We start from the raw sequence: 16,727 nt of genomic DNA on the forward strand, positions 1-16,727 counted from the left end.
ATTAGCTCCGTTATGTAACGACCTGCAAATTTACCAGAAATCTTGTTATTTTGCTAGGCCGGTTGGGATCAGGTTTGTTTTATAAAAAAGAGCAGCCCTCCTCCCTGAAGAAGTATGGCTACTCTCTGTAAAAGCCGTCCCTAGCTTGCCGTCCCCGACACAAACTGGTTCTGGTACATTTCATAATAAAAGCCCCGGCGGTCCATCAGCTCCTCATGGGTTCCGCGCTCGCTGATCTGTCCGTCCTGGATCACCAGAATGGCGTCGGCCTCACGGATCGTGCTCAGCCGGTGGGCAATGACAAAGCTGGTCCGTCCCTGCATCAGCTTGCGCATCGCCTCCTGGATATGCAGCTCTGTGCGCGTATCCACGTTGCTGGTCGCTTCATCGAGAATCAGAATCGACGGATTGGACAGCACGGCACGGGCAATGGTCAGCAGCTGCCGCTGCCCCTGGCTCAGGTTACCGCCCTCGGCATTCAGATACGTATCGTAGCCGTTCGGCAGCTTTCGGATGAACACATCGGCATTTGCGAGCTTAGCCGCTTCCTCTACCTCCTGATCCGTAGCTTCCATCCGCCCGTACCGGATGTTGTCCCGGATCGTCCCCGAGAAAACGTAGGCATCCTGCAGCACAAGGCCGATCTGTGACCGGAGAGTCTGCTTATCCAGATCACGGATATTCTCACCGTCAATCAGAATCCGGCCGGACTGGATTTCATAGAAGCGGGTCAGCAGATTGATAATCGTGGTTTTGCCTGCCCCGGTCGGGCCGACAAGTGCCAGCATCTGGCCGGGTTCAGCGTGCAGGGACAGGTTTTTCAGCACCGGTACCTCAGGCTTGTAACTGAAGCCTACCTGGTCGAATACCACCTCGCCTCTGATCCGCCGGGTTGCCGTGTCTTCCTGCTCCCCGGCCATTTCGGGCTCCAGATCCAGCACTTCAAACACACGCTCCGCCCCGGCAACCGCCGACTGGAACAGATTGTACTGGTTGGCGAGCTGGTTGAGCGGCTGGCTGAACTGGTTGGAATAATTAAGGAAGCTGACAATAATACCGATTGTAATCATCTCATGATAAGCAAAAATACCGCCCGACACCGCGATAACAAGGAAGGTCAGGTTGCGCATCGAGTTCATCATCGGGCCCATGGAGCCGGAGAGGGTCTGCGCCTTCACTCCGACGGCCCGCAGCCGTTCATTGATCTGCCGGAATTGGCGGACTGCCTCTTCCTCACGGCCGAACACCTTGATGACCTTCAGGCCGGAGATATTTTCCTGGACGAAGCCGTTCACCTCGCCGAGATGCTGCTGCTGCTTCGAGAAGTAGCGGCGGGTATGGACGGAGATTTTTTTAACAATAAACGTAATCAGCGGAACAGTCAGTATGGTAATCAGCGTCATCCACACGCTCAGACTGAGCATCATAACCAGACAGCCGGCCAGCATCAGGACACTTGCAATCAGTTGGACAACCGTCTGATTCAGCGTATTGGAGACGTTGGCAATATCGTTGACGGCGCGGCTCATCAGCTCACCGTGGGTGCGCTGGTCGAAGAACGATACCGGCAGCCGCTGATACTGCTCAAACAGATCCTGCCGCATATTGCGGACCGTATTCTGGGACAGGCTGGAGGCTGTATATTGCTGAACCCAGGTGAAGAACGCGCTCAGGGCATATACGCCCAGGAGGATCATGCCCATCCGGAACATTCCTTCAAACCGGCCGGGCACGATATAGTTATCGAACAGCTTGCCGATCAGATAAGGCCCCGCGAGCGAAAGAGCAGTAATTAATACGGTGCACACAATAACCCAGGTGAGCGCCCCGCGCTCCTGCTTCAGGTAGCCCCAAATCCGCCGCAGCGTGCCGAAGGTATCCTTGGATCTTACCTTGGGTACGCCTCCGTGCATATGGCCCGGACCCTGGCGGAAGCCCATCTGGTCGAATTTTTGCGGTGTTTTGCCCTGATTAGAATGACTGGATGGCTGGTTCGCTGACATAAGGCACCTCCTCTGAGCCGAACTGCGACCGGTAGATCTCCTGATATACCTTACAGCTCTGCATTAATTCTTCATGGGAGCCGCTGCCTGCGATCTCCCCGTCATCGAGTACGATGATCGTGTCCGCTTCTGTAACGGACGATATTTTCTGGGCGATCAGGAAGGTCACCGCCTCTGAAGTAATATCCCTCAGCGCACCCCGCAGCTGCCGCTCCGTCCGGGCATCGAGGGCACTCATGCTGTCGTCCATGATCAGCACAGGCGGCTTAACGAGCAGCGCCCGGGCAATGGACAGCCGCTGCTTTTGCCCGCCGGACAGGTTGACACCCTTCTGTCCGAGTTTCGTATCATAGCCTTCAGGCAGCCTGCTGATAAAATCATGAGCCTGGGCCATTCGCGCCGCCGCTTCCACCTCGGCCTGCTCTGCACCAGGCTTGCCGAAGGCGATATTGTCGCGGATCGTGCCAGTGAACAGGAATGATTCCTGCAGGATCATCCCGATCCGCCGCCGCAGCTCCAGCAGCGGAAGCTCACGGATGTCCTGTCCGTCCAGCTGAATGGAGCCTGACGTAACGTCATACAGCCGGGGAATCAGCTGGACGAGCGTGGTTTTGCCGGAGCCGGTTGCCCCGATTATGGCCACGGTCTCGCCGCGTTCAGCTTCAATATTAATCCCCTGCAGCACCAGATCCTTCGGATCGGACGAGCCGTTATAGGAGAACGATACGTTCTCCAGCTTGACCTTGCGGCCTGGCAGAGACAATGCGCCTTCTGCTTCTGCATCGCGGATATGCGGCTGTGCAGCCAGCACCTCCTGAATCCGGTCAGCCGACACCTTGGCCTGTGATACGTTCATCAGCAGACTGCTGACCATCAGCAGGGAGGATAATACCTGGACTACATAGTTTACAAAAGCGACCAGATCGCCTGCCTTCACCGAGCCGAACGATACCTGGTTGCCGCCGTACAGCAGCACGGTTACAAGGCAGGCGTTCATAATCAGCGTGACGATCGGCGAATTCAGTGCAATAAAGCGGGCCGCCCGGATCGAGACCCGGGTGTACTCCCCGTTGACCTCGCGGAACCGCCCTGTTTCATAGCCGGTGCGTACAAAAGCTTTGACGACCCGGATACCTGCCAGATTTTCCTGAATCCGCGTATTTACGGCGTCCAGCTTCCCCTGCACCGCCGAGAAAATCGGAGTCGAAAACCGGATCAGCAGCGCGACTACAGCAATCAGGACAATCAGCGTGCCCAGCAGAATAAGCCCGAGCTGACGGTTGATGATCAGCGCCATGACCACACTGCCGACCAGCAGGCTGGGCGCACGGACAAGGCCCTGCAGGCCCATCTGCACCAGATTCTGCACCTGCACGACATCACTGGTCATCCGGGTCATCAATGAGCCGGACTTGAAGGTATCGACATTTTCAAAGGAAAAGGTCTGCACCTTCGTGAACAGCGCTTCACGGATGTCGGCGCCAAAATTCTGCGAGGCCCTGCTGGCAAAAAAGTTGCACAATACGCCGGTAACCAGCCCCAGCAGAGCAACGCCCAGCATCAGAAAACCGGTCTGCTCAATAACGCTAAAGTTGCGGCTCACAATGCCGTTATCAACGATATGTGCAGCCAGCGTAGGCTGAAGCAGGTCAAAAAAGACCTCCATCATCATGAACAGCGGAGCCAGAATCAAAAATTTTACATACGGCTTCAAATAACGTCTTAATTCCCACATCATGAATCCCCTTCTGGCGTCTGAGGCTCATCCGCTTCCCTGCGGCGCAGCTCAAAATGCCGGGTATACTCGTCAATTACCATTTCAATGGCCTTAAGCTCACCGAGCAGCACCTGCTTGATCTCCTGATATTCCGGCGCTTCCACCTGCTGCTTCAGCGTTGCTCTTTTCACCTCAAGCACATTCAAAAATTCCAGCGCCCGCCCGCGGCGGAACGTCTTGGCTCCGTCATGATGCCTGCCTTTATGCCGGCCTTCACAGTTACGGTCACCATGCCCGCCGTTTTCCCATTGTTCTTTCATATTTGAGTCACTCCTTTAGCAATTCATCAAGAATACTATTGTATACAAATGTATACACTCTACTGCGAATTGTCAATCAGGATGACAAAAAAACCCCCTCCACAGGTGGAGAAGGCAGCTGCTGAATCTTATCTAGTTCAAAAGCTTCCGGATATTTCCTTTCAGGCACTCTTTTATTTCGGAAGCCTCCTGCTTCTTCTGGCTAATGTCGCCAGTTTTACGCTTTTTGGTGCTGGGGCTGGGGCTGGGGCTGGGGCTGGGGCTGGGGCTGGGGCTGGGGCTGGGGCTGGTTTAAGCAGTTTAGTTGGATTTCCGACACTTATTTCTTGGATTTTCAGGTATATGCGACTATTAGTTGGAAAAAAGTCACTTATATCGGGCGATTGTTAGCTTTCGAGGTATTTCGGCTGGATTTAGGTTACCTTTTTCCAACTAGTTTCCTGATAGCGGTGATTATTATAGGATTAGGTGGCGATTTTCCACTTAATTCAGATACGACCCAATTAGATACAAGCAAATTGAGGCACAACCACATTCAGATAAAAGCAAGTGTAGTGCCTTCCCGCATGTATAGCTGTAATTTCAGAGGAAACCTGAATGAACTGACACTTACTGTCCTATTTCAGCTTCGCCACGATTTTACCCCGGATATGCCGCTCAGACAGGCGTTCCAAAGCAGCCGGAACCTGCTCCAGCGGGATGACTTCCTCCAGTAATGAGGAGATTTTCCCTGCAGCCAGCAGCGAGAGCATCTCGTCTCCGATTACAGACAATTGCCTAAGCGCCTCCGGATCGCCGGACTGATGTGCAGCGCCAAGAGCAACCTCGTGGACGGAAAAAGCTTTGGTGAACGGCTTCACCGACGCATAATCCGGCGCCCCTGCAATATGAACCACATGCCCGAAAAAGGCAATCAGCTCCAGCGCCTGTGTTGCGCTCTGTCTGCTGATCGAATCAATTACCGCATCCACGCCTCTTCCGTCTGTAAGGCGGAGCACCTCGGCGGCTACATCTGCCTCCCGGTAATCGATGACGTGGTCCGCTCCCAGGCTTTTTACATACTCATGGTTGTGGCTCGATGCGGTAGAGATAACCCGTTTACCCGCCAGCTTCGCGAGCTGGACCGCAAATCCGCCGACGCCTCCCGCGCCGCCGTGAATCAGCAGTGTTTTCAACTGCGTAAGCGGCAGCTTGCCATGCACCGCCTGGTATGCTGTGTAACCAGCTGTAGGCAGCGCGGCGGCATCCGGGAAATCTACAGTGTCCGGTATCCGCGAAAGCGTGCTGGCCTTAGCCAGGGCAAATTCCGCGAACCCGCCTGTACGGGCAAGATCCCCGTGATACAAGACCCGGTCGCCAGCCTTCCATTGCTCCACACCTTCGCCCACCGCCGAGATGATTCCGGCGACATCCAGCCCCAGCACATGCGGGTATGACCACTTGGGATTGCCGCCGGTGGCAATTTTATAGTCAACCGGGTTAAGCCCGGCAGCATGCACCTCTACCAGGACTTCACCTGCTACCGGCTCAGGTGCGCTAATCGGACTCACCTTCATCTCATTCCATTTTCCTTTTTCCTGCAATAACAGAGCCTTCATCTGTAAATCCTCCTCTGGATGATTTTTTAATGCATTTATTGTAGCAGATTACTCGGACGGTATCCTGTGGTTAGGGCGCGTTACCTGAGAGTATGCTGTGCTGTATGCTCGTAAAGCGATCAGACCGGTGCATCAGGCAGGTCGAGTTGCTTCCTTGCCGGGGGTCTAGGGCCGGAGCCAGTGCGAACCCAATCAACATTTGGCCGGGTCAGCCGGAATCAGGGGCACTTGTGCCCTTCATTCCGCGCATTTAGCCGGGTCGGCCGGAATCAGAGGCACTTGTGCCCTTCATTTCGCACATTTGGCCGGGTCGGCCGGAATCAGAGGCACTTGTGCCCTTCATTTCGCTCATTTGGCCGGGTCGGCCGGAATCAGAAGCATTTATGCCCTTCATTTCGTACATTTGGCCGGGTCGGCCGAAATCAGAGGCATTTATGCCCTTCATTTCGTACATTTGACCGGGTCGGCCGAAATCAGAGGCATTTATGCCCTTCATTCCGCTCATTTGGCCGGATCGACCCAATTCAAAGGTACTTCTGCCCTTCAATCCGCTCATTTGGCCGGATCGGCCCAATTCAAAGGTACTTCTGCCCTTCAATCCGTACATTTGGCCGGATCGGCCCAATTCAAAGGCATTTCTGCCCTTCAATCCGTACATTTGGCCGGATTGGCCGGAATCAGAGGCATTTATGCCCTTCATTCCGCTCATTTGGCCAAGGCGGCCCATTTCAGAGGCATTTATGCCCTTCATTCCGCTCATTTGGCCTCATCGGCCGGAATCAGGGGCATTTATGCCCTTCATTCCGCTCATTTGGCCGGATTGGCCGGAATCAGAGGCATTTATGCCCTTCATTCCGTACATTTGGCCGGATCGGCCGGAATCAGAGGCATTTGTGCCCTTCATTTCAGTTACTTAACCAGTCACCCAAGTTTCATCCTACCCCGAGCAGCCGCCAAACGCATCAAATATCCGCAGCACATACATTTCCGCCCAAATTATAGTACACGTTGTCCGCCATAGCTTTGTACTCTCCGCCATCGCTTTATCCACCCGCCACCGCTTCATTCCTCTCCTTACCCAAAGGCTTTCTTCCTCTATCAGCCGTGTATAGACATTCTCTCAATCTAGCATTATTTGCCCATTGAGCATTTTTGCGCTTTGGGCAAATATATGCTTTAATAAACTTTAGAATTTAAAGTATTATTCTTTCCTAGAAAGGAGGAGAACGTGTTGAACCCCAAGCTGACGCTGCGTGACCAGAAAAAGGAAGCAACCGCTTATGCTTTGTCTGTAGCGGCTTTTGAGCTTGCCCTGGTACATGGCATGGACGGCTTCATTGTTGACGATGTTGTCCGTCAGGCGGGTGTCTCCCGGCGGACCTTTGCCAATTATTTTTCCTGCAAAGAAGAAGCGGTGGCAGAGTATTTCATGAACCGGGCAACCAGTGAGGATGAGAATGACCTGTTAGCACATCTGGCGCCGGATGCGACACCGCTGGATGCCCTGTACAGCCTGCTCAAGCTGCAGTTCACTTCAGAATTTCTGCGCAGATTGCGGCAGTTCGCATCGCTGGCTAATCAGTATCCGTCACTGGAGCCGTATATCCTCAGCGTGTTCCGCCGGCTGCAGATGGCTGCCCAGGAGGTGCTCGAACGGTTTACCCATGGCCGTTATACCGACGGATATACGCATCTGCTCGCCGGTGCAGTTTACGGAGCATTTGTACCTATACTCGACGGACGGCTCAACGTGCTGCTGCCGGGTGAATCGCAGGAGGACCGGCCTGGCTCTGTATCCTTTGATCAATATTTGAATTCCATGTTCGATTATTTACGCAACGGCTTCTAAACCAGAGATAAAAAGGAGAAACCATTACATGTCTACATTTCTGTACCGATTGGGGAAATCGGCTTATTCCAAGCCCTGGTACTTCCTCGGAACCTGGATCGTCATTCTTGGCGTAATCGGCGCCCTGCTCGGCGTCAACGGCATCCAGTCCAGCTCCGAGATGAAAATTGAAGGCACCGAATCGCAAAAGGTGCTGGATATGCTGGCTGAAGAGCTTCCGGCTGCCGCCGGCGGCCAGGCCAGCGTCGCCTTCACCGCGCCGGAGGGCGAACGACTCGATACGCCAGAACGGGCTGCCCTGCTCGTGAAAGCAATTAATGATGTCTACAGCATGGAATACATCATTAATCCTGCTGAGCTGGCAGCTCAAGCTGCAGCTGCTGCCGCACAGGCAGCAGGCGCTGATCCTTCTGCTGCTGCCGCTCAAGCCGCAGGAGCTGACCCATCCGCCGCCGCAGGCCAGGACGATGCTGCTGCTCAAGCTGCGGCTGCACAGGCAGCTGCCGCCGCGCAAGCAGCATCGGCAGCTCCATACGGCCCGCTGATCGTTGACGGCGCTATGGTTCCCGGCGTTATGCTGTCCTCTGACGGCAGCATTGCCCTGTTCCAGTTCCAGTTCACCGTGCAGCAGACCTCGCTGCCATCCGAAGTGCCGGATGAGGTGATCTCGGCGGTAACGGAAGTCGAGCAGGCCGGCTCCGGCATTACAGCGATTCCGAGCGACTCGCTGAAGAGCACGCCTTCCATCGGCTCAACTGAAGCCATCGGAGTTGCCGTAGCTGCAGTCGTCCTGTTCATTACACTTGGTTCTGTCGTAGCTGCCGGGCTGCCGCTGCTTACTGCACTGCTTGGTGTAGGTATCAGTGTCGGCGGTGCGTTTGCCCTTGGCAGTGTAATCCAGATGAATGACATTACGCCGATTCTCGCCGTAATGATTGGTCTGGCTGTCGGAATCGACTATTCCCTGTTCATCGTCAACCGTCAGCGCCGCCTGATTCTCGATGAGAAGCTGAGTGCGCGCGAAGCCGCCAGCCGGGCTGTCGGGACTGCCGGCAGCGCCGTGTTTTTTGCCGGCTTGACTGTTATTATCGCCTTGTGCGGGATGCTCGTTATCGGTATGGAGTTCCTGTCCACTATGGCGCTCGTTGCCGCGGTCAGCGTATTGATCAACGTCCTGCTGGCACTGACCCTGCTGCCTGCAATGCTCGGTTTGGTCGGCGAGAAGATCTGTACAGCCAAAGCCCGCGAGAAGAGTAAAACTTCCAAAGGCAAACAAAACCACGGCTTCTCGCACCGCTGGGCTAACGCCACAGTGAAATTTCGCTGGCCGATCATTGTTCTGGTCGTTCTGGTGCTCGGAACAGCCGCCATTCCGGCAAGCAAAATGGAGCTGGGTATTCCTTCCGGTGCTTCGGCAAACCTGGATACTCCGGCCCGCCAGAGTTATGATATCATCTCCAAAGGCTTCGGTGAGGGCTTTAACGGACCGCTGCTGCTGGTTGCCCAGCCGAATAATCCTTCGGACAAAATCTCGATGGAAACGCTGGGCAAGCTGACCCAGGAGCTGCAGATGCATGACAATGTCACCCTGGTATCGCCGATGGGCGTTAATGAAACGGGTGACATCGCAATTATCAGCCTGATTCCAAAAACCGGGCCGACAGATACAGAAACAAGAGATCTTGTTCAGGATCTGCGCGACCCTGCCTACAGTCTGGCATCCGATAACGATATTACCCTTGGCGTAACCGGCTTTACCGCCATTAACATCGATATGTCATCCAAGCTCTCTGATGCTTTCCCTGTGTACATCGGTATCATTGTCGTTCTTTCCCTGATTATTCTGCTGCTTGTATTCCGGTCGGTTATTGTGCCGATCAAAGCCACAGTCGGCTTCATTCTCAGTATTCTGGCTACCTTCGGCGTAACCACTGCTGTGTATCAGTGGGGCTGGCTGCACTCCCTGTTCGGCTTTGATACCGGCGGGCCGCTGCTTAGCTTCATGCCGATTCTGGTCACCGGTATCCTGTACGGTCTGGCGATGGATTACCAGGTCTTCCTGGTAAGCTCCATGCGTGAGGCTTATGTTCACGGACGCCGCGGCAATGACAGCATCGTACACGGCTACGATCTTGCCAGCCGCGTTGTACTCGCCGCAGGTGTAATCATGGTTTCCGTCTTCGCCGGCTTTATCTTCGCACCAGATGCGATGATTAAGCAGATCGGCTTCGCTCTGGCCTTTGGTATCCTGATCGATGCCTTCATCATCCGGATGACGCTTGTTCCGGCCGTTATGGCCGTATTCGGCGACAAAGCCTGGTGGCTGCCAAAATGGCTGGACCGCCTGCTGCCGAACCTCGACGTCGAGGGCGACAAGCTGATCGCCAAGCTTAATGCCGAAAATGGCGTGCACGGACACAAGTAATAACAAGAAAAAGGACGGCATCACTGCCGTCCCTCCGCATAGAAAGAGCCTGCAGATCACGTCTGCAGGCTCTTTTTGTTAATGAACCTCACCGTTACCCCAGACACCGCCAAGTACAAATGACGCTATTTTATCAGCAAACTCCTCTTTTGACACCTTACTTTCCCCGTTTACTCATTGATATAGGCTGCAACTTTGCCGGTGATCTTACCTTCTTTTAGTTTTTTTAAATAGGCGGGAATTTCTTCCATAGTTATCGTTGTGATTTGTGGAGGGATGATTGTTCCTGCTGCAATCAAGCTCCCAAAATGATCTCCGATTCGCGCAAGATTAGATTGTGCATTAAAGTCTCCTTGTGTATGAGCAGCACCAAGAGCGATCTCGTGTAAAGACATCCCTTTGTCATAAAAACGAATCCGGCTAAAATCCGGAAATCCGGCCGTTACCACCATTTCGCCGCCGAAGGCAAGAATCTCAAGGTCTTTTGTTGCACTATCGGGACTTATCGTATTTAAAACATAATCGACACCCCGGCCATTGGTCAGATCGGAAACTTCTTCATATACACTTCCTTTAGTAAAATCAATCGCCTCATCCGCCCCGAGAGTGCGCACATAGCCGATATCCTTTCCTAAGCAGGTAGTAACCACTTTTAATCCACAAATTTTTGCTAATTGAATCGCATATCCTCCTACTCCACCTGCGCCGCCATGAATCAAAATCGTACCACCAGACTGCGGATTAAGTTTCTGCATTATCGCCTGATAAGCTGTATATCCTGCAGCCGGAACAACTGCTGCCTGTTCAAATGGTACCTCATCGGGAAGTTTACTTGCTGTGTGAGCTGTAGTCACAGAGTATTCCGCAAATCCTCCGTCGAGATTATTAATGCTGCGAAGATAGTATACACGGTCTCCCATTTTAAAATTATTCACGCTGCTGCCAACGGCATCTACAATTCCCGCAACTTCTAATCCTAAAACGCGTTTTTTCTCCGATTCCAGACCAGCGTGCTCTGCCACTTGGTAATCCGAAGGGTTCAATCCTGCTGCAATGACCTTTACTCTGATCTCATTATCTTTGGGCTCTGGCATCTCCCTGTTTGTAACCACAGTAAGGCTCTCTAGTTCCCCGGGTTTTTCAAGAATTAGTGCTTTCATCTTATTTCTCCTCTCAAAATCCAATTGACAAAATTCAATTTATAACATAAATTCGAACCGACATTACAATTGTAACATCGCATCAAACAGGGTCAATGGATGATCGAACGGACTAAACATATAGGGGGGTACTGTAATGTCTGCGAAGGAAGTTACAGAGTTTCAGCGTCTGGAAGGGCTCAGGCTGTCAAATGAGGAATCTAACCGAATCACTAGATCAAGTATTGAGGCTGCTTTGGTGCTGCTAATGAACGATCAGGCTTTTGAGGATATAACGATTACAGCTATCGTCAAACGGGCGGGAGTGTCCCGCACAGCTTACTACCGGAACTACAACTCCAAAGAAGAAATTCTACAGAATACGATAAAGGAAATTGCAGATAAAATCGTGGCAGCGATGAATCTGCATCATCCCATCCGAAACTCCTATGAATATTGGCTGGCGTTATTCCAAACCTTAGAGCAACATTTGGAGTGCTTACAAATTATTCTGAAAGTTAATATAGCAGATACTATTCTTAACGAATTGCAAGCTGTACAGTTAAATAGATCAAACGAAGTAACCTTACTTACCCATTACGCTGGTTACTTTTGGAGCGGCGCCATTTACAGTGTAGCTGCGAATTGGATTAGGGACGGTGCCCGGCAATCCGCTTCAGAAATGGCAACGATCTGCTACAGAATAATAGAAGCGGTAAATGGCTGCTGAACAAAAGCAGCCGATCAATATGATCGGCTGCCAAGAGTTACATAATAATCTTTGTCCACTTCCCACCAATAACGGAACACTAGCTTTACCTATAATTACGGTCTTTGGGATCACGGCATCTCCCAAGGCGAATTATGAATTCGAACCCTGCTTATGTGGAAATCTATCTGACAAATGCGCAAGAGCATTATCAAGTTATAATTTATTCTCTTCAAGCTACTCATCTGCTAACAATCAGCTCGCGTTCCAACCAGCGGCTAAAGAGCCTCCGCTCCCCACGCCCGGATCAGCCGGGCGAAGACCGCGGCCGCTTCCGCCCGGCTCGTTTCTCCCTGCGGATCAGCGTAATCGCCCGGCTTGCCGCTCAGAATACCAGCCGCTGCCATAGACTCTACCGCTTCCTGCGCCCAGTGACTCACGCTGCCGGCATCGGTGAACTCCGCCGCAGTAACCGCACGCGGCTTATAGCCCTTGGTTGCTGTATAGTTATACAGCATCACAGCCATCTGCTCACGTGTAATGACGGCATCAGGGCTGAACTGGCCCTGTCCCGTTCCGTTAACGATGCCGCTTTGGGCAGCCCAGGCTACCGCAGATGCGTACCATTTCCCGGCAGGCACATCCGTGAATGCAGATGTTGCATAGCTGCCCAGATCCACTCCCTCCAGATTGGCCAGCACCCGGGTGAACATCGCCCGGGTCATCGGCGTCCGGGGATCGAACAGCTCCTTGCCTGTACCTCCGAATAACCCGCGCGCCGCCACAAAAGCTATATCCTGCGCCGCCCAATGGGCAGAAGGCACGTCATGGAACACTTGTCCGTTATATACAGCGTCGTAAGTACCCGTAACTGCGGCGGCGAAGGTCAAGCTGTTACCTGCTGCTGCAGCCAGCGGCAGGATAATGTCTTTTCCGTTTTCTTTTTTAACTACGGCATATTCGTTAATATTACGGCCTTCGGTTACCTCAACAGGCAGCGTGAGGGTCAGCGGATAACCGGGCTCCGCATAGACTGCCGGCTTGCCGTCCGTCAGCAGCTCCACGGTATAGCTGCCTTTGCGGATGCGGAGCACCAGCGTGTCGCCGTGCTTCTTTTTCATCATCTGCAATGTACCGCTTGGAAGGGTTACGCTGCCGTATCCGCTATTAATAGTAAGCTTCGCCGTTCCCATCGCCGCTGCGGAGAACTGAACCGTCAGATTATCTATGCCGTCCGCATTGATGATCAGCTCGCTGCTGCCGCCCAGAGCAGTCCCGATTTGGCTGTCGCCCAGGAGTAGGCTGTAGCCGCCATTCTCATTTTTGCTCAGCGTACCGCTTATCCCGTTCAGGGAAATTTGCGGTGAATCAGCAGCTTCCTCTGCCTGCACGCCGCCGGGCGTTGCCGGGTTCTCCGGCTGGCTTGGAACGGGCTTGCCTTCCGGAAGCGCTATATCCTCTGTATTAAACATGAAGATTAGCCGCTCGCTGGTGGAGATGTCCGGAATATCTGTGATCTGATTGAGCGTTTTGCTTCCCAGGCGAAGCGTCAGAGCGGCATTGCTGCCTGCTCCGGCTGCCTCCTGATAGACAATCCGGTTATCGTATTTGGGAGAAGCCAGGAAGAACGGGCCGACCCCGCTGGAGCGCAGGATGAACTTTTCATTGTCACCTATTTCTGTGGCATCCGCCTTGATCAGGTTGTATTCCCCCGACTTATCCTCCTTTACTGATAAATACTTGTTGGTCTCAAGCAGCAGGATCGAATACGTGCCGTCATCGCCCGCAACCAACTGGAAGAACGGCGCATCCTTTTTCATCGAGCTGGTAGTAAGCTCCCCATCGGCATTAAGTGCATAATACGAGTTTAGAGTCTCGGCGGTTTTTTGACCGTTAACGGTACTCCAGTTTCGCTGATACAAGGGCTCCCAGCGCGTCCGCATCTGAAAATACGGCCCTTCTGCCCCAGTCTGCGGCTCCCCGTTGTAATAGGTCAGCGTGCCAAAGTTCAGGTTGTCGAAGTGCACCATGCCCTGAGGGCGCATCGCTGCCGCCGCCCGGGCCGTCCAGGTCATATCCACACCGTCTGCCTTGCTGTAAAGCGCCAGCCCCTGCTCGAAAACAGGTCTCAGCTCGCCCCGGTTCAGCCCGTTATTCTCCATGTCAAACCCTGTCCCGTAATACCCTCTCCCGGTATCCCCGAACACATTAGGCATCGCTGTAAAAGGAACCTCCACCCCGGACAATTCCTGCGAATACAGATTGTATTTGGCCGAATACTCAAAAGCCTTCGCCAGCCTGTTATCATACAGGGAAGCCAAATCCTCATCCTGGTTAGCGGCAATCAGGCAGATTTCCGCCATATAACCAAGCGCCAGCATCGCATGGGCCTGATCACGGCCGGTCTCCATCGTCTGTCCCGTATCGTTCACGTAAGCGAAGATGGAGCCATTCGTATGAATATCCTGATAAAAGCCCATCGCGCGCTCAAAAATCTCCGTATTGTCACACAGCACACCGATCGCCATCATGCTGACAATAGCAGCCGCGTCCCAGTTGCCGTTGGCCAGCATCGGAACCGCCGCATCCTGAATGACAGGATAGACCACATTCAGCATCATAGCCTGCAGCGCCGCAAAATCCTCATCGCTATACCCGCTGTACCCGCCGCCGTAATACCGGATAATCTCCGCAGCACTCGCATACTTGTAGGCATTGATGCCCGCTCCTAAGATTCTGTCCCTGCCGTCAATCACCTTCAGCGTTTTTGCCCACTCACCGAGCAGACCTGCGGCCATGTCCGCATATTGGTCGTCTCCCGTAATGACCCACTGCAGGGCGTTGAAGTACGCGGCATTGCCTCCCTTTTCAAAATAACCGATATTCCCGGAATCAGACTGGGCCCCTCCGCGTCCGACCTTTGAGAATACCTTGGTCTGGTAACCGGAGCTGGCTACTCCGTAAGGCACACTGTCCGTCATTCTCCGGTAATCGGAGTACCAGGGCTCTTGCTTAGCCTGCACATGCGCCTTCATATCCTCCAGGTCCTGCATGCTCAGCAGAATCCCCGGATGGCTGAAGATACGGACATTTACATCCGCCATCGTGCTATAGCCGCCTCCGTTATATTCAACCGTATAAGCATGAGTACCTTCGCTCAAACCCTGCAGCTTCAGTTGCATGAGTCCATCCGAATAAACCGCGTCTGTTACCGTACCGTTGACCTTATAACTGGCAGGTTCCGTATCCCCGTTCACGGGCTTCCACAATAAATTTGCAGTATCTCCGGATACCTTCCGGCTGATTTCCAGCGGGTCTTTTCCCGTAACCTGTTCAAAATAAAACCGGTATTCCTTGTTCTCAGCGGCTCTTCCACTGCTCAGCATAGCATTAGCGGTCATTGTCACATTAAAGCGGTTGAAATTGCTGTCATCCCGCATGGTAGACAAATGCGAGAAGATCCGGTAGAAGCCTGACTCTGTGTATTGATCCACATAAAAACGTTCATTCCACCCTGCTACTGCTGCCGATGCTGTAATCTCAAACGTCCTGTCGGTACTGACGCCGCTTGCCGCGCCGCTGATAATTTTGAAATAACGGTGGGTATTGTCCAGGAACTCTTTTTCCGTAAAATAGTTCTGGATGGTCAGATATTTCCCGGTGTCCAGCGACTTGATGGAATAAGCTGTTCTGGTCGCCCCGGCCTCAGGCTCCTCATGATCCACCGTTGCAAAATAATCAAGCACATACAGGGCAAACTCAGAGGCCTCGGCGGAATCGGATGTAAGCGACAGCTTTTCCGTAACCGGGTCTGCTTTTACATACTGCCCGTCCCCGTTCCTCATCTTTAGGATCATCGCCGCAGTCTGGCTGTTACTGTAGTAGTCTCCCAGGTCTGGACCGGTAATTTGGGACGGCAGCTCCATCACCGCCAGATTGTCCATCGCTGTCTGCAGTGTTAACCGGGCCTCGTCAACCTCAGCTTGCGTTGCATCGTTTATACTTAATGCTTTGGCCTGATCAATTGCCGCCATAAATATCGCCCAGCTTTCACGTGTGTATACGGTTTCAATTAGTTGCTCAGCTTGCGCTATCAGCGCATTTAATGCGGTTCTGTCGCTTCCATCGTTTACAACCGGATCTCCCAGTGTAACGTTCAGGACAGGTCCCGGAAAACCTGAAGTGTTTCTTGAGGAAAATAACTCACTGGCACTAACCGTATTGTCCTCCGCTTTTGCAGTCGTGAGATGAATACTGACTACTTTTCTTCCGTTGTTTAACGCATTTTGAAAGATGGGAGTCAGATCAACCGTAAGGTTCTCTTCACTGGCCGATGTGACCGTTCTGGTAACCGCCGGAGAGCCAGCAATCTCATACGGACGGGTGTTATACGTAACATTAGTGACGGTCCATTCGTTATCCGTGTCACGCAGAAGAGATTCACTTTCCGTAAAGACCAGCTCATTCGGCGCATGTGATTTTCTGAAGCTAAGCTGCATCGTCATCTCGCCCGGATTATACCGGTTCGTATCGATGGAGGATAAATCAAACTTCAGATAAGCATGACGGGATTTGCCGTAAATTAATTTGGCTGCACTCAGGCTGGTTCCCAGGGCATTGCCCTGACCGTTAAAATTGGACACAAAGGCATCCTGCGCCGCCGGAAAAGCTAAGGCTGTCCCTGCCGCAGATGCAGCATTAACTCCCGGGCCCGTAAACAAGGAAGTCACCGGCAGACAGATACACAGCAGCACGGATAAGAATGGCTTCAGGTACGTTTTCATGATCGCTCTCCTTTTGTGTTAAAATGCAAGGCTGTTATTTATGAATACGCTTGCAATAGTAACACAGATAGCAGATGCTCCATATGCGGCTTTTTTAAGCTTGATGCGGGTTTTTTTAAGAAGCTTCACGGAATGAAGTCTTGTTGTCAAATTGTGAAAATAAAAAAAGCACCCCGGCCTGTC

General features: G+C 52.8%; 11 protein-coding genes. 3 read left to right on the plus strand and 8 right to left on the minus strand.

Annotated elements, in window-relative coordinates:
• Positions 1–140 precede the first annotated feature (140 nt).
• The 6 genes from AC4G46_RS23435 to AC4G46_RS23460 form a co-directional block, all read right to left on the minus strand.
• Positions 141–2,003: an ABC transporter ATP-binding protein gene (locus AC4G46_RS23435; RefSeq protein ID WP_491124830.1), complete on the minus strand. Its 1,863-nt coding sequence runs from the start codon at positions 2,001–2,003 to the stop codon at positions 141–143.
• Positions 1,972–3,738: an ABC transporter ATP-binding protein gene (locus AC4G46_RS23440; RefSeq protein ID WP_491128961.1), complete on the minus strand. Its 1,767-nt coding sequence runs from the start codon at positions 3,736–3,738 to the stop codon at positions 1,972–1,974. Before AC4G46_RS23440 ends, AC4G46_RS23435 begins: the two co-directional genes overlap by 32 nt.
• Positions 3,738–4,040, minus strand: a complete 303-nt coding sequence (locus AC4G46_RS23445) for a hypothetical protein (protein ID WP_491124831.1) — start codon at positions 4,038–4,040, stop codon at positions 3,738–3,740. The genes AC4G46_RS23440 and AC4G46_RS23445 overlap by 1 nt, the downstream gene beginning before the upstream one ends.
• A gap of 617 nt (positions 4,041–4,657) precedes the next feature.
• Positions 4,658–5,638 carry a zinc-binding dehydrogenase gene (locus tag AC4G46_RS23450; protein ID WP_491124832.1) on the minus strand — a complete coding sequence of 327 codons (981 nt, stop codon included), beginning with the start codon at positions 5,636–5,638 and terminating at the stop codon, positions 4,658–4,660.
• A 250-nt stretch (positions 5,639–5,888) separates the two neighbouring features.
• Complete coding sequence (locus AC4G46_RS23455) at positions 5,889–6,398, minus strand: hypothetical protein (protein ID WP_491124833.1); 510 nt, start codon at positions 6,396–6,398, stop codon at positions 5,889–5,891.
• Between the two features lie 6 nt (positions 6,399–6,404).
• Complete coding sequence (locus tag AC4G46_RS23460; RefSeq protein WP_491124834.1) at positions 6,405–6,542, minus strand: hypothetical protein; 138 nt, start codon at positions 6,540–6,542, stop codon at positions 6,405–6,407.
• Positions 6,543–6,866: 324 nt separating this feature from the next.
• Between AC4G46_RS23460 and AC4G46_RS23465 the strand changes: the two genes are divergently transcribed.
• Both AC4G46_RS23465 and AC4G46_RS23470 read left to right on the plus strand, forming a co-directional pair.
• Entirely contained in the window at positions 6,867–7,487 is a 621-nt protein-coding gene (locus AC4G46_RS23465) for a TetR/AcrR family transcriptional regulator (protein WP_491124835.1), read from the plus strand.
• A gap of 28 nt (positions 7,488–7,515) precedes the next feature.
• A complete protein-coding gene (locus tag AC4G46_RS23470; protein WP_491124836.1) occupies positions 7,516–9,912 on the plus strand; it encodes an MMPL family transporter in 2,397 nt (798 codons plus the stop codon).
• 170 nt (positions 9,913–10,082) lie between these two features.
• Here the strand turns inward: AC4G46_RS23470 and AC4G46_RS23475 are convergent, their stop codons facing one another.
• Positions 10,083–11,072 (minus strand): zinc-binding dehydrogenase, encoded by a 990-nt coding sequence (locus AC4G46_RS23475; RefSeq protein ID WP_491124837.1) that lies wholly within the window; start codon positions 11,070–11,072, stop codon positions 10,083–10,085.
• Between the two features lie 136 nt (positions 11,073–11,208).
• Between AC4G46_RS23475 and AC4G46_RS23480 the strand changes: the two genes are divergently transcribed.
• On the plus strand, positions 11,209–11,781 hold the full coding sequence (locus tag AC4G46_RS23480; protein WP_491124838.1) for a TetR/AcrR family transcriptional regulator: 573 nt from the start codon (positions 11,209–11,211) through the stop codon (positions 11,779–11,781).
• Between the two features lie 257 nt (positions 11,782–12,038).
• Here AC4G46_RS23480 and AC4G46_RS23485 read toward each other — a convergent pair whose 3' ends face one another.
• The gene (locus tag AC4G46_RS23485) at positions 12,039–16,544 is read right to left on the minus strand and encodes an S-layer homology domain-containing protein (RefSeq protein ID WP_491124839.1); all 4,506 of its coding nucleotides are present in this window, start codon (positions 16,542–16,544) and stop codon (positions 12,039–12,041) included.
• Positions 16,545–16,727 lie beyond the last annotated feature (183 nt).

This window comes from Paenibacillus sp. fava2 (genome assembly GCF_058313675.1).